At 75.5% G+C, this 13,465-nt stretch carries 13 protein-coding genes; 3 read left to right on the forward strand and 10 right to left on the reverse strand.

Annotation, left to right across the window (positions count from 1 at the left end; all coding sequences use genetic code 11):
• Nucleotides 1-8 precede the first annotated feature (8 nt).
• The 5 genes from DRB96_RS15195 to DRB96_RS15215 form a co-directional block, all read right to left on the reverse strand.
• Nucleotides 9-1,820, reverse strand: coding sequence for a hypothetical protein (locus tag DRB96_RS15195; protein WP_112448955.1), 1,812 nt, complete (start codon nucleotides 1,818-1,820; stop codon nucleotides 9-11).
• The gene (locus DRB96_RS15200) at nucleotides 1,817-2,878 is read right to left on the reverse strand and encodes a MoxR family ATPase (protein ID WP_112448956.1); all 1,062 of its coding nucleotides are present in this window, start codon (nucleotides 2,876-2,878) and stop codon (nucleotides 1,817-1,819) included. Before DRB96_RS15200 ends, DRB96_RS15195 begins: the two co-directional genes overlap by 4 nt.
• Before the next feature lie 116 nt (nucleotides 2,879-2,994).
• Entirely contained in the window at nucleotides 2,995-3,345 is a 351-nt protein-coding gene (locus tag DRB96_RS15205) for a hypothetical protein (protein ID WP_112448957.1), read from the reverse strand.
• A 128-nt stretch (nucleotides 3,346-3,473) separates the two neighbouring features.
• Entirely contained in the window at nucleotides 3,474-5,594 is a 2,121-nt protein-coding gene (locus tag DRB96_RS15210) for a phage holin family protein (RefSeq protein WP_112448958.1), read from the reverse strand.
• Nucleotides 5,595-5,789: 195 nt separating this feature from the next.
• A complete protein-coding gene (locus DRB96_RS15215) occupies nucleotides 5,790-6,194 on the reverse strand; it encodes a hypothetical protein (protein WP_112448959.1) in 405 nt (134 codons plus the stop codon).
• 144 nt (nucleotides 6,195-6,338) lie between these two features.
• Here DRB96_RS15215 and DRB96_RS15220 point away from each other — a divergent pair, with 144 nt between their 5' ends.
• Together DRB96_RS15220 and DRB96_RS15225 are read left to right on the forward strand one after the other, a co-directional pair.
• Nucleotides 6,339-7,124, forward strand: a complete 786-nt coding sequence (locus DRB96_RS15220) for an MBL fold metallo-hydrolase (RefSeq protein ID WP_112448960.1) — start codon at nucleotides 6,339-6,341, stop codon at nucleotides 7,122-7,124.
• Complete coding sequence (locus tag DRB96_RS15225; RefSeq protein ID WP_204357730.1) at nucleotides 7,121-7,756, forward strand: VTT domain-containing protein; 636 nt, start codon at nucleotides 7,121-7,123, stop codon at nucleotides 7,754-7,756. Before DRB96_RS15220 ends, DRB96_RS15225 begins: the two co-directional genes overlap by 4 nt.
• A gap of 51 nt (nucleotides 7,757-7,807) precedes the next feature.
• Here DRB96_RS15225 and DRB96_RS15230 read toward each other — a convergent pair whose 3' ends face one another.
• From DRB96_RS15230 to DRB96_RS15240, 3 genes are all read right to left on the reverse strand, one after another.
• Nucleotides 7,808-8,887 carry an MBL fold metallo-hydrolase gene (locus tag DRB96_RS15230; RefSeq protein ID WP_112448961.1) on the reverse strand — a complete coding sequence of 360 codons (1,080 nt, stop codon included), beginning with the start codon at nucleotides 8,885-8,887 and terminating at the stop codon, nucleotides 7,808-7,810.
• Nucleotides 8,888-8,983: 96 nt separating this feature from the next.
• A complete protein-coding gene (locus tag DRB96_RS15235; RefSeq protein WP_112453434.1) occupies nucleotides 8,984-10,204 on the reverse strand; it encodes an aminotransferase class I/II-fold pyridoxal phosphate-dependent enzyme in 1,221 nt (406 codons plus the stop codon).
• 140 nt (nucleotides 10,205-10,344) lie between these two features.
• Nucleotides 10,345-10,917: a TIGR03086 family metal-binding protein gene (locus tag DRB96_RS15240; protein WP_112448962.1), complete on the reverse strand. Its 573-nt coding sequence runs from the start codon at nucleotides 10,915-10,917 to the stop codon at nucleotides 10,345-10,347.
• Between the two features lie 208 nt (nucleotides 10,918-11,125).
• Here DRB96_RS15240 and DRB96_RS15245 point away from each other — a divergent pair, with 208 nt between their 5' ends.
• Nucleotides 11,126-11,971, forward strand: coding sequence for a methyltransferase domain-containing protein (locus tag DRB96_RS15245; RefSeq protein ID WP_112448963.1), 846 nt, complete (start codon nucleotides 11,126-11,128; stop codon nucleotides 11,969-11,971).
• Between the two features lie 16 nt (nucleotides 11,972-11,987).
• Here DRB96_RS15245 and DRB96_RS15250 read toward each other — a convergent pair whose 3' ends face one another.
• Entirely contained in the window at nucleotides 11,988-12,758 is a 771-nt protein-coding gene (locus DRB96_RS15250) for an SGNH/GDSL hydrolase family protein (RefSeq protein WP_239517873.1), read from the reverse strand.
• 67 nt (nucleotides 12,759-12,825) lie between these two features.
• Complete coding sequence (locus DRB96_RS15255) at nucleotides 12,826-13,395, reverse strand: PadR family transcriptional regulator (protein ID WP_112448965.1); 570 nt, start codon at nucleotides 13,393-13,395, stop codon at nucleotides 12,826-12,828.
• Between the last annotated feature and the right edge of the window lie 70 nt (nucleotides 13,396-13,465).

Consider the following 13,465-nt stretch of genomic DNA (forward strand, 5'->3'; position numbering starts at 1 on the left):
CGCGCCCCTCAGGTCAGTCGGAAGACCGGCCCGCGGGGCGTGAACGGCAGGGAGGCACCCTGCGGGATCAGGAAGGCGTGCTCGCGCCGGATCCGCAGGGTGTCGGTCCACCCGTCCGTGATCACCAGCACCGGGGCCCCGGGCGGGAAGTCCTCGGCACGCTGCAGCAGGTCGATGCCCGGTTGCAGGACGGTCCCTCCCCGGCCGCGCACCCTCACCCGGCCCGCGATCTCGGTCGGGGGCAGATAGCCCGCGTCGTACGGCGCCGCGTCGCAGAACACGACGCGGGCGGCCGGTACGTCGCGGGCTTCGGCGTACGAGGCGATGGCGCCGAGCGCCTTGCCGAGCAGGGCGGTGTCCATCGACCCCGAGGTGTCGAGGACCACGCCGAAGGTGCAGCGGGCCGTCTCCTCGGCGGGGAAGTACCGGCCGGCCCGCGGGATGTCCGGGGTGGAGGCCTGCCGGCGGGCCGGGCGCGCGAAGCTGCGTACCGGCTCGGGGCGCGGCACGTACTCGTCGAACCAGCGGGCCAGGCGCGCGTCCCAGGGCACCGGGGGGTGGGCCAGTGCCCGGATCTCCTCGATCAGCCCGGCGGGCAGCAGCCCGCGCTTCCCCTGCTCGTGCAGGTCGAAGCCCTGGACCAGGCCGCGCCGGTAGAACTCGTCCAGGTCGGTGTACGGTCCGCTCCCAGGGTGGGTCAGCGGCTCGCCGAGGATGTCCCCGCGGCCCTTGCCGCGCAGGGTGGCGAGCCGGCGCATCCGGCGCAGGTCGCCGGTGATCCGGTCGTAGACCTCCTCGACGGACAGGTCCCGCAGCTCCGGGTCGTACAGCAGCCCCTCGGGCATCTCTCCGACGCCCATCTCGACGAGCCAGCCGTTGACCACGTAGTCGGCGGCCACGTTGTGCAGGTACGGGTCCCGGGCGCCGCGGCGCTCTCCGTGGCGCAGGGCGGCGTGCAGCATCTCGTGGGCCAGGATGAACCGCCACTCCTCGTCGGCGAAGGTGCGCAGCGGGTTGACGTAGATCTCGCCGGCGCTCGCGCTGACGGCTGCGATGTCGATGCCGTCAGCGCGGGCGAGCTCGGCGTCGGCGACGAGCCGCAGTCCCGCGGCGAGGCCGCCCAGCAGCGGGTACGAGGAGACGAACCAGCTCAGGGCCCGCTCCCACGGCTGCGGCCGGTGCCCCTCGCGGCCGGCGGCCAGGTCCATGGTGGCGGAGACGGACCGGGTGAGGGCGTGGGCGAAGCCGGTCTGCCAGTCGGGGGCCGCGTTCCAGTTCCGCCAGGGCTCCAGGATCTGGTCGGGGGCGCCGGCGGCGCTCGTGCCGCAGTCCTCGTAGCGGGGCGGGACCCCGTCCTGGCGCCAGGCGCCGGTGAGCTGCTCCTCGTCGCCGCCCGGGTACGCGTCGGGCAGCCGGTCGGGGGCCCGGCCGACGGGGAAGTTCAGCAGGAAGCGGTTGACGACGACGCAGCGGGCCGCGAGCTCGGCGCGGTCGGGCTGCGGCCGGTCCTCCTCCTTGGCGGCGGGCACGTGCCCGAATCCGAGGTGGAGCAGGCAGTGCGCCAGGGTCCAGGCCCATTCGGCGGGCTCGGCGCGGCGGGCGGGGTGGGCGTGGATCACGCCGTTGGAGGTGACCACCGCGAGGCCGGCGGCGACGCAGAGATCGCACCGCGGGTTGCGGCAGTGGGAGGCGGAGACGGCGTTCAGAGCCGGGTTCTGCCGGATCGCGGCCCGCCCGGCCTCGTAGGCGAGGGTGGCCGGGTCGGGCTTGGCCTGCTTGGCCTGCTTGGCCTGCTGCTTGGACGGCTTGCGGGTGGTCACCGGCGGGCCTCGACCAGGCGGGGCATGTCGCGGGCGGCCTCGATGAGGAACCAGGCGGGCAGCACGGGCTGGCCGTCGGCGTCGTCGGCTATGACGGTCTGGGCCACCTCGACGGAGATCTCGGCGAGCTGCACCAGCAGGGACTTGGCGCGGTAGGCGGTCTGGCGGACCCCGGGCGAGACGTGTTCCTTGCGGGCGGGCAGCTCCTTGACGAGGCGGCCCCGGAAGGCCTCGGCGAGGTAGTAGAGCAGGTCGCGGTCCTCCATGCGGGCGGGCCAGGAGGCCTCGCCCTTGATGACCGCCTCGATGCCGAAGGTGTGGCGGACGATCTTGGCGTAGCCGCGGAAGGAGACGGCGTGCGCGGGGGTGAGCGTGCCGTGCGCGAGCACGCCGAGCGTCTGCTCGTCCAGGTCCGGCCCGAAGGAGTGCAGGGCGTCGGAGAGCATGTGCCAGGAGCGGGGCGTGGAGAAGGGCTCCTCCGTCTTGGGCGGCTGCGACCACAGGTGGTCGGGGCGGTCCGCGAGGTAGTCGGCGACCCAGGGGTGGATGCCGTTCTCGCCGGCCCACACCAGCCAGTCCCCGGCGGACGCCCGCAGGTGGACGTGGGTGAGCCGGTTGACGAGCGCGGAGGCGATGGGCCGGGCCAGGGCGTTGTCGGTGGCGCGGTTGCCCGCGCCGATGACGATGGAGCCCGGGGGCAGCTCGTAGGAGCCGATCCGCCGGTCGAGGATGAGCGAGTAGAAGGCCTTCTGCACGTCCGGGCCCGCCGCGTTGAGCTCGTCGAGGAACAGGCAGTACGGCTCTTCGCGGGCGATGGCCTCGGGCGGGCAGAACACGGAGCGGCCGTCGCGGATCTGCGGTACGCCGATCAGGTCCTCGGGCGCGAGCTGCGTGCCGAGCAGGCTGACGCACTCCAGCCCCAGCGAGTCGGCGAACTTGCGCACGAGCGAGGACTTCCCGATGCCGGGCGCCCCCCAGAGGAAGACGGGCCGCACGGTGGCGAGCCCGAGGAGCAGTTCGGGGAGCTGGGCGGGGGTGACGGTGACGGCGGCCTGCACGGACGTCCTTCGGCGCGAGGGGTGGAATGCGCCCAGTGTCGGTGCACCCGGCCCCCGGCCGCAGCCGAATTTCGTCCGTGCGGGCCCGGGGAGGGAGCGGTCCGCGGCTCAACCGGTCAGTGGATGACCCGGAAGCTGCGCCAGGGGAGGCTGGCGGGGGCCGTCACGTCCGAGAGGGAGGTGGCGACGTAGGTGCCGTCCTCGCGGTCGCCCTTGCGGCAGTCCTCGGTCCGGTACAGGACGACGTCGACGAGGGTGTTGTTCTCGACGTGCGCGGCCCCGTGGGGGAGACCGATGCTCTGGCACCCCCTCACGGAGGTGTTGGAGTAGCTCACCTCGATCGGCGAGTCATGGGCCCTGAAGCTGAGCATGCCCACCGTGCTCCGGCCCAGACCCGAGCAGGCGGTGGCGGTCAGCAGCAGTGCTGCGGCCCCGGTCATGACGCCGGTACGCCGGATGTGGGTCATGGCGCGGTCCTCGTCTGTGCGGTGGCAGGCTGTCAATGGCCACAGCCTGCCCCGGCGGCGCGGGGACGGCATCCGGACCGTGGCCATCCGGGTGAACGCGCCCGCCGGCTCCCGCGGGCCGCACCGGATCAGCGGTTCTCGTCCGGTACGGGCAGGGCCGCGGAGGGAAGCACCCCGGCGGTGGGGGCCGTCCGCCGCGGCTCCTCGGACACGGACACGGGGACCTGCGGGCCGTCCGCCTCGCGCAGCCAGCGGCGCAGGACCCCGTGCACCGCCTCCGCGCCCACCAGTTCGCCGCCCGGCTCCCGGACCGGCTCGGACAGCTCCACCGGCCACATCAGGAACGGGTGCCCCTGCTCCCCGCCGAGGCCGCCGTGCGAGCCGATCTGCTCCTCGAAGGCGTGCACCGCGCCCGTCTCCGGGTCGTACGCCGAGTTCACCATCACGTCCGCCACGTGCGGGAAGGTGTCGGTCCGCCGCACCGCCCGCGCCGCGCCCGGCCCGAAGCGGGCCAGCAGTTCCTCCGCCGCACCGGGCTCGTCCAACCGTGCCTCGGCCCCGGCCGGCCCCAGCACCACCCCGTCGACCAGCAGGAACCCGACCCCGGGGTGGTTCGCCAGGGTCGTCAGCAGCGCCGGGTGGGCCCGCTCGATCCGCGCCCGGGACGCCCGCCCGGGCAGGTCCGGGAAGGAGATCAGCCCGAGGTTGCCGGACGCGAGCACCACCGGGTCCGGGCCCGGCCCGGGGTGCGCCTCCTCGCCCTCCTCCTCGACCGGCCGGTGCAGGGCGGCCCGTACGGCGGCCCGCGCCTCCGCCCCGCTGTGGGTGCGGCCGGCCCGCCGGGACACCGGCAGCCCGCAGCCGGCCCGCACCAGGTCCTTCAGGGTGAGGCCGTACCGGCCCAGGAAGGTCTCCCCCGGGCTCTGGCCGTGGTCCGAGAGCAGCACGATCCGGTACTCCCGGGGCGCGTGCTCGGCGACCCGCGCGATGAGGGCGAGGCTGCGGTCGAGGCGGGCGAGCACCTGGTCGGTGTCGCGGGCGCGCGGCCCCGAGTGGTGGGCGACCTCGTCGTAGCCGACGAGGTCGGCGTAGACCGCGGCGCGCCCGGCGAGCATGTCGCCGATCACCGCGGCGACGACGACGTCCCGCTCGACCACCGTCGCGAAGGCCCGGATCAGCGGGTAGAGCCCGCCGCGGGCGATGCGCGGCATGTCCCCGCGCAGGCGGCCGCGTACCGACTGGGTGATCTCCCGGGCCACTTCGGCCACGAAGGAGAGCGCGGTGCGGACCGCGTTCGCCGGGTCGGAGAAGTACGCGAAGTAGCCCGCGCGGGAGCGGTTGTCCCGACCCCGCCGCGCGGACACGGACAGGACGAGGGCCAGTTGGTCCGCGCCGCCGCTGAAGAGGTTGCCGCGGCTGGCGCCGTCGAGGGTGAGCAGGCCGCCGTCGCCGGTGCGCTCGATCGCGCGCCGCTGGAGCTCGGCGGCGCTGGTGGGCCGGTTGCAGACCACCACCTCGCCGGTGTCCTTCTCGTACCAGCGGAAAGCCGGGACGTCGAAGTTGGAGCCGTGCAGGATGCCGAGCTGGCTGGCGCCGGTCTGGCTGGACCAGTCGGTCCGCCAGGAGGTGACGCGGTGGCTGCGGTCGAGCCAGTCGGCCACCGTCGGCATCAAACCGCTGCCCGCCGCGTGGCGCAGCACCTCGTACCCGACCCCGTCGAGCTGGAGGAAGACCAGGCCGGGCGCGGCCTCGCCGGCGCCGGGCCGCCCCTCGCGGCGCTGGCGGCGTCGGCGGCGGTCGGCGAGCCGGTACAGCCTGCGCCGGTAGGCGCCGTCGTCCCGTACGGCCAGCGCGGTGGAGGTCGCGGACGCGACCGCGGACATCACGGCGGCGACGACGACCGCCGTCTCGGGGGCGACCTGGCCGCGCCCGTCGGGGATCAGGCTGAGCGCTATCAGCAGCAGGGAGCCGTTGAGGAAGAAGACCAGCAGGCCGAGCACCAGGGCGGGCACGAGCAGCAGGGCACGGACGAGAACCGGCCACACGAGCGCGCTCAGCAGACCGAACGCGCCGGCGCCGACGGCGGCCGTCAGGCCGATCTGCGTGATGCTGTCCTGGTCGCCGCCGGCCTGGAGCCGGAAATCGGGGAGGCCGCCCGCCAGGACGAGCATGGTCAGGGTGGACACCGCCCACACGATGAGCACCCGCACCAGGGCGCTGCCCGCATTCCGCCACCGGCCTCGCGACACGCCCGCACCCGCCTCACGCCGTGGCCCGCACCGCGCCGCCGGGCCCCCGTCCCACGCTTCCAGGCTCGCACAACGGGGCCCGCCCGTGCGGATGACACGGGTGGCGGATGTGCGTACGGGAGGCGGCTGCGGGCGCGGCGGGAGGCCGGTCGTGCGCCGGGCGCCGCGACCCGGTGGACCTTTCCGGTCACAGCACTAGGTGCCGTCGTAGCCGGCGGTCGGCATGGAGAGCCGGCGGTGCACCTCGGCCTTCATCGCGGAGGTGTACTGCGGCTCGGCGAGACCGGCGGTTTCCAGCCGTACGCCGCGCCGCTCGCACTCGGCGGTGAACTCCTCCACGGAGCGCAGCGCGCGGGCCAGCACCCGGTGGTTGGCGGTGACGAACAGGTCGACGCGGCCGGCGTCGACGTCGTTCCACAGCCCGCAGTGGTCGGCGCGCAGCCCGTAGACCAGGAGCTGGCGGGTCACCACGTAGCCCCGGCCGACGGCCCAGCGGGCGCACATGGCGTGCTGGCTCCGGGTGTCGACGGCGAAGGGATCGGCGTCCAGATCTTCGAGCGGGGCCAGGCTGGCGATCGCGGCCACGCGCAGCTCATCCATGCCGCCCGACCCTACTCCGATCCGCCGCCGGGGAGGAGGGGGCGTGGAGTCCCGGTTCCGGGCGGATCCGACGGTTCCGGGCGGATCCGCGGGGCAGCCTTTAGGCTCGACGGGAGCGGGACGAGGGAGGGAGACCGGGTACCGGTGGAGATCACCTGGTGGGGCCATGCCACGTGCACCGTCGAGGACTCCGGCGTCCGGCTGCTGACGGACCCGCTGTTCGCACGCCGGCTCGCGCACCTGCGGCGGCGGCGCGGGGCGGTGCCCCCGCCGGAGGCCGCGGTCGCGGACGCGGTGCTCGTCTCGCACCTGCACGCCGACCACCTGCACCTGCCGTCGCTGGCGCGACTGGCGCCCGGAACCCGGCTGCTGGTCCCCCGCGGGGCGCCGCGGGCGGTGCCGGGGCTGGCCAGGCTCGCGCGGGTGCGCGGGCTGGCCGTCACGGAGATGGGGCCGGGCGACGCGGTGACGGTGGGCGGTGGAGCCGGGGGCGCGCGGGTCCGGGTCCGGGCGGTCAGCGCGCGGCACGACGGGCGGCGGCTGCCGCTCGGCCCGCAGCGCGCGCCCGCGCTCGGCTTCGTGGTCGAAGGATCGGCCCGGACCTACTTCGCCGGCGACACCGGGCTGTTCGACTCGATGGCCGGCGAGGTCGGGCCGGTGGACGTGGCCCTGCTGCCGGTGGGCGGCTGGGGGCCGTACCTGGGTCCGGGGCACCTCGACGCGGCGGGCGCGGCGCGGGCGCTGGCGCTGCTGGCGCCGGCGGCGGCGGTTCCGGTGCACTGGGGCACGTACTGGCCGGTGGGCATGGACGCGGTGCGGCCGCACGAGTTCCACGCGCCGGGCGAGGAGTTCGTGCGGTGCGCGCGGCGCGAGGCGCCGAAGGTGACGGTACGCGTTCCGGCGCACGGCGAGCGGATGCGGCTGCCGTGACGGTGTCCTCGACCCTGCACGGCTTCGCGGCGGCGGCCGGCCAGGTCCCGCCGGAGACGACGCAACAGGCCGTCGGATACCCGGCGTTGTTCGTGCTGGTAGCGGTCGGGGCGCTGGTCCCGGTCATTCCCACGGGCGCGCTGGTGAGCTCGGCGGCGGTGGTCGCGCTCCACCAGGGGACTCCGGCCCTGACGCTCTCGCTCGTCTTCCTGGTCGCCTCCCTGGCGGCGTTCGCCGGGGACCTGGCGCTGTACTGGCTGGGCGGGCGCGGGGTGCGCTCGCGGGGCGGCTCGCGCCGGCTGGAGGACCTGCGCCGCCGAGCGACCCCCGAACGCCTCGCCCAGGCCCAGCGGAAGCTGGACGAGCACGGCGTACTGGTCCTGGTGGTCTCCCGCCTGGTCCCGGCGGGCCGGATCCCGGTGATGCTGGCCTGCCTCCTGGCGGAGCTCCCGCTCCGCCGCTTCGCCCGCGGCGACGCCCCGGCCTGCCTGGCCTGGGCGGCGTCCTACGGCCTGATCGGCATCCTGGGCGGCTCCCTCTTCTCGGACCCCTGGAAGGGCGTGGCCCTGGCGGTGGCCCTGACCCTCCTCGTCAGCACGGCCCCCGCCCTGTGGCGCCGCCTCCACGGCTGACGCGGGGCGCGGGTCCTGCGGGCTCCGCGGGCTCCGGCCGGCCGGTGCGCGTCAGGAGCACAGGGCTCGGGAGCTCCCGATCGGAAGGTCCCAGAGGGACTCGCGGGGCAGCCCCGCACGCGCCCAGGCGGCCCGCACCCGGTGCAGGGGCTCCATCACCGGCTCCGCGGACAGGGCGAAGGTCGCCCAGTGCATGGGAGCCATCCGCTTCGCCCCGAGGTCGAGGTGGGCCTGCACCGCCTCCTCCGGATCCGCGTGGACATCGCGCAGCCACCAGCGCGGCGCGTAGGCCCCGATGGGGAGCAGCGCGAGGTCGATCCCCGGGTGACGGCGGCCGATCTCGCCGAACCAGTGCCCGTATCCGGTGTCGCCCGCGAAGTACACCTTCTTCGGCGTCCCGGCCCGCGGCTCGGTGAGGATCCAGCCGCCCCACAGCGTGCGGCACGCGTCGATCAGGGACCGCTTCGACCAGTGGTGCGCCGGGACGAACTCGAAGCGCACGCCGCACAGTTCGGCCGACTCCCACCAGTCGAGCTCGGTGACCCGGGTGAACCCGCGGCGCCGGCACCAGCGGGCGAGCCCGGCCGGGACGAAGAGGGCGGTGTGGCGGTGCAGCCGCTTGAGCGTCGGCGCGTCCAGGTGGTCGTAGTGGTTGTGGCTGATCACCACGGCGTCGACCGGCGGGAGTTCCTCCCACCGCACCCCGACGGGGGTCATCCGCGCCGGGGTTCCGATGATCCGCCGCGACCAGACGGGGTCGGTCAGTACGGTCAGGCCACCGATCCGCAGGATCCAGCTGGCGTGCCCGGCCCAGGTGACGGACACCGTCCCGGCCGCGACGGCGGGCAGCGGGGCCGGCTCGTACGGCAGGTCGGGGATGCCGCGCAGCCCCTCGGGGCCGGGCCGGAAGGCGCCCTCGCGGGCGAGGCGGGCGAACGCGCGGAGCCCTGGCAGCGGTGTGGTCAGCCGGTCCGCGAACGAGCGCGGCCACAGCCGGTGTTCGCCGGGCGGGCGCGCCACCGGTCCGGGTGGCGCCGGCCGTACCGGGGCGCCCGGGACTCCGGCGGCGGGACCGGCCGCGCGGGAACCCGTACGGGCGGCCGCCGCGGGTGCGTCCGTCTGATCCCTCATCGAGAAGTCTCCGTTCACCGGCGGGAGTCGGGTGCGGTGCGGTCGGGTGCGGTCGGGTGCGGTTCGGTCGGGTGCGGTGCGGTGCGGTCGGGTGCGTCAGTCGGACAGCCCGGCCAGGACCGCCCGGAGCCGGTCCAGCGAGCCCCGCACGTGCGGAAGTTCGAGGGGGTCGGCGGCGGTGAGCGCGGCGAGCCGCTCCTCCGGGCCGGCGCCCAGCAGCGGCCCGGTCGACAGCCGGACCCGCAGGGCCACCGGCTCGTCCGCGAACCGCTGCCCGCCGGGCGTGGGCGCGCCGAGCCGGCCGCCCAGCCAGTCCTCCAGTTCCATCGCGTCGCCGACGCCGAGGCGGGCCAGCCCCGCGCGCAGGGGCGTCAGGTCGGCGTACAGGTGCCGGCCGGCCTGCGGGGGCCTGGCCAGCGCGCCGACGTCCAGCAGCTCCCGGTGCGCGGCGGCGGCCACCACACCGTGCAGGCCGGCGGCCGAGGCGGCGCGCCCGGCGACGGCGGCGGGCTCGTCGAGGGCGTGCGCGGCGGCTCCGGCGACGGGGCCCGCGACGAAGCCGCCGGTCGCGGTGAGCACGTCGAGGGTGCGGGCCCGCAGCCAGGTGCCGTGCGGGGTGCCGGGGAAGCGGACGACGGCCGCGGGCCAGCCGGCGGGCAGCAGCGCGCCGGACAGGTCGAGCAGGACCGCGGTCTCGGCGGGAAGCATCTCGGCGGGGCTGAGGACGAGCGTGTCGTGCGGCCGGTGGACGGTGTCGCGCCAGGTCTCGTCGCTGACGACGAACAGCCCGGCCGCCGCGGCGGCCTCACAGGCCTCCCGCACCAGCTCGGGCGGCGGCACGGTGGCCGTCGGGTCGTCGGCCACGGACAGCAGCAGCACCCTCGGGTCGCCGCCCTCCGCGCGCACCCGGCGCACGGTCTCCAGCAGGGCGTACGGGTCGGGTACGCCGCCGCACTCGGCCGGGGTCGGGACGTGATAGGCCCGCCGTCCCAGCAGTCGGACCTGCGGCGTCCACCAGGCGGGACAGGGGCGGGGCAGCATGACGTCGCCGCCGTACGCGCCGAGCAGCGCGAGCAGCAGCGCCGGCGCCCCGGGTCCGGCGGCCACGTGGTCGGGGTCGGTCGGCAGGCCGCGCCGGCCCCAGTGCCGGGCCGCGGCGGCCCGTACGGGGACTCCGCCGCCCGGGGGCTCCGGAGCCGAACGCCAGGCGGCCGCGGCGAGGACGGCCGTGAGCTCGGGCAGGACGGGCAGGCCCGGCTGGGGCGCGGGCGGGCCGTAGCGGACCGGACCCCGGCCCTCGGCCGTCGTGCGCTGGATCCCCGACACCGCGCGCCACCTCTTCCTGCCGTCCCGCGCTCGCCAACCCTGCCTTTATACGGTTATTTGTCCGCAGTCGCCCGTCGTGGCCGAAGGCGGCCGGGGGGCGACCGGCCAGCCGGAGGGGCCAGCCGGAGCGGTCAGCCGTCCCTCCCCAGCAGCGCGAGCAGCCTGGTCTGGGCGTTCGCCCCGGCCGGCACGTCCAGCGGCGGCGCGTACATGCCGCTCGACGCCAGCCCGTCGGCGTAGGGCATGACCTCCTTGATGGAGAACTCGACGAGGCCGTCCGGCAGCCGGTCGTCGGCGCCCAGGCCGCGCGCGAGGTCCCAGGTGTGGACGACGCAGTCGGCGGTCAGCTCCGAGCAGTACGCCGACCCGAGCGCGGGCCCGTACGAGAGCCGGACGGTGCGCTCCAGCGCCCCGGGGATCTCGAAGGCGGCGTGCGCGGCAGCCGAGGCCCGGTCCCAGGCCTCGGCCGGGTCCGTGCCGAGGACGTCACCGGAGTAGGTGCTGCCGATGTCCTCGACGGTGCGGCCGTCGGTGACCAGCGGCGGTATCCAAAGCTGTTCGGCGGTGACGTGGTTGACCAGGTCGCGCACGCTCCATTCACCACAGGGGGTCGGCGCGTCCCACTGGGTCTCCGAGACTGCGTGCACGTACGCGCCGAAGAGCCTGAGCGCTTCGGCGTGCGTGTCGAGCAGCGGGTCCGGCATCGATCTCACCGTCCTTCGCCGGGGTGGTCCACTCCCCCGGGCTTCACTCTCCTCGCACCTGCCGTTCCCTGCCACCGACCTTCCCCATCGCCTTGTCCCGCAAGGACGGTGTCCACATGTCAAAACGCGTATCTCAGATGGCGAACTGATCACTTACGGTGGCACCAACGGATTCGACAGCACTTCGACGACGAAGGAGCCACGGCCCATGAACGCCACGGATGCCACTGATGCCACGGCCGCCGCGCACGAGACCGCGGTCTACACCCACGGACACCACGAGTCGGTGCTGCGCTCGCACCGCTGGCGCACCGCGCGGAACTCCGCCGCGTACCTGATCGGCGAGCTGCGCCCGGGCATGGCCGTCCTGGACGTGGGCTGCGGTCCGGGCACGATCACGGCCGACCTGGCGGAGCTGGTGGGCCCGGGGGGCCGGGTCACGGCGGTGGACGCGGCGCCGGACGTGGTGGAGCAGGCCGCCGCGTACGCGAAGGAACGGGGCCTGGCCACCATCGGGTTCGCCACGGCCGACGTCCACGCGCTGGACTTCCCGGACCACTCCTTCGACGTGGTCCACGCCCACCAGGTGCTGCAGCACGTCGGCGACCCCGTCCAGGCGCTGCGCGAGATGCGCCGCGTGTGCCGGCCGGGCGGGATCGTGGCCGTGCGGGACGCGGACTACGCGGCGATGACCTGGTACCCGCGGACCCCGGGGCTGGAGGAGTGGCTGAGCCTGTACCGGCAGGTCGCCCGCGCCAACGGCGGCGAGCCCGACGCCGGACGCCGCCTGCGCGCGTGGGCGCGGGCGGCGGGCTTCACGGACGTGACCTGCACGGCGACCTCGTGGTGCTACGCGACCGAGGAGGAGGCCGCGTGGTGGTCCTCGCTGTGGGCGGACCGCACGACGGCTTCGGCGTACGCCGGGATCGCGACGGGCGGCGGCCACGCGACGGAGGCGGAGCTGACGGCCGTCGCGGAGGCCTGGCACACGTGGGGCGCGTCCCCCGACGCCTGGTTCTCGGTCCTGAACGGCGAGGTCATCGCCCGCGCCTGACGCACCATCACCCCTGTCAGGGGCTCACGCGGCTGCCGCGGACGGGAAGCAGGTCGGGACGCTTCGCCGTGCGCCCGTCGCCGGAGGAGCGCCCGCGCAGCCGGCGGCCGATCCAGGGCCCGGCGAACCCGACGGCCCACCGCAGCTCCCCGGCGATGCCCCGCAGGCCCGCCGGGGCGGCCGGCGGCGGACCGGGCAGCGGGCGGGTCCAGGAGTCGTCGCTGCCGGGCAGCCCCAGGGCGTGCGCGACACCGCCGGCGATCATCGCGTGGCCGAGCGGCGAGGCGTGCAGCCGGTCCTGGCTCCACATCCGGGGGTCGGTGGACGCCTCGTGCCGGGCGAAGTCGGCGACGGCCACCCCGTGGCGGCCCGCCGCCTGCCGTATCCGCTCGTTGAGGGCGTCGACGCGCGGGGCCGCGCCCTTGGCGATCGGCACGAGCTTGGCGATGTCGGGGAAGGTGACGGTGGCGACGCGGGCGCCCTGCGCGGTGAGCGCGGCGAACATCGCCTCCAGGTGCCCGGCGGTCTCGTCGGCGTCGAACCGGGGCCGCAGCACGTCGTTGATCCCGGCGACCACGGTCGCCAGGTCGGGGCGCAGCGCGAGGGCGGGCCCGAGCTGGCCCTCGCGCACCCCCGCCGCGAGCCGGCCCCGTACGGCCAGGTTGGCGTAGTGGGCACCGGGTTCGTACGCCGCGATCAGCTCGGCGAGCCGGTCGGCGCAGCCGCGCAGGCCGGTGCGGTCGTCGCCGTCGCCGACGCCCTCGGTCTGACTGTCGCCGAGAGCCACGTAGCGCGTCCCGCGGCGGCCGTCCCCGCTCGGGTCCGGCCGGTCCGTCTGGTTCCGCTGGTTGCACTCATCGACCGGCACGGTCGCTCCGCCTCTCGTTCAGGATGGTCGTGGTGCGCTCGTACCAGGCCCGGTTGGCCCGCTCGAACTCCAGGCCGCGCAGGCAGGTGAGGTACGGGCCGATGCGCTCGCCGTGGCGCAGGAACTCCTCCTCGGACCGCTCTGCGCGCATCGTGCGCAGCAGGGCGCCGAACAGCTCGATCTTGGAGTCGGCGAAGGCGGTCCGCTCCGCGAGCTGGTCGATCAACGACTGCGTGTCGACGTGGTCGGCGGCCTGGACCTTCACGAGCAGGTCGTCGCGGATGAAGGAGGGCTTGGTGGAGGTGGCGGTGAACCGCTCCAACTCGGCCAGCCCGGTGGCGGTGACCTGGAACAGGCGCTTGTTGGGCCGGGTGTCCTGGACCACCTCGCGGCCGGCGATGAACCCGTCCTGCTCCAGCTTGGCCAGCTCGGCGTAGACCTGCTGGGGCAGGGCGTGCCAGAAGTTGGCCACGCCCGTGCCGAACGCCTTGGCCAGCTGGTAGCCGCTCAGCTCCTCGTCGAGCAGGGCCGCCAGTACGGCGTGACGCAAAGCCATCGGTCCGCCTCCTCGGGTCGGGGTCTGTGCACGGCGGCGTCTTCTCAGGACGCCCCGGCCATGATAGTCA

The sequence above is a fragment of the Streptomyces sp. ICC1 genome (assembly GCF_003287935.1).
Classification (GTDB): domain Bacteria; phylum Actinomycetota; class Actinomycetes; order Streptomycetales; family Streptomycetaceae; genus Streptomyces; species Streptomyces tritrimontium.

Excerpts from the sequence above, each read along its gene's own strand:
- DRB96_RS15205 (WP_112448957.1), bottom strand. The coding sequence starts at position 3,345 with ATGACCCACATCCGGCGTACCGGCGTCATGACCGGGGCCGCAGCACTG.
- DRB96_RS15215 (WP_112448959.1), bottom strand. The coding sequence starts at position 6,194 with ATGGATGAGCTGCGCGTGGCCGCGATCGCCAGCCTGGCCCCGCTCGAA.
- DRB96_RS15230 (WP_112448961.1), bottom strand. The coding sequence starts at position 8,887 with ATGAGGGATCAGACGGACGCACCCGCGGCGGCCGCCCGTACGGGTTCC.
- DRB96_RS15240 (WP_112448962.1), bottom strand. The coding sequence starts at position 10,917 with ATGCCGGACCCGCTGCTCGACACGCACGCCGAAGCGCTCAGGCTCTTC.
- DRB96_RS15245 (WP_112448963.1), top strand. The coding sequence starts at position 11,126 with ATGAACGCCACGGATGCCACTGATGCCACGGCCGCCGCGCACGAGACC.
- DRB96_RS15255 (WP_112448965.1), bottom strand. The coding sequence starts at position 13,395 with ATGGCTTTGCGTCACGCCGTACTGGCGGCCCTGCTCGACGAGGAGCTG.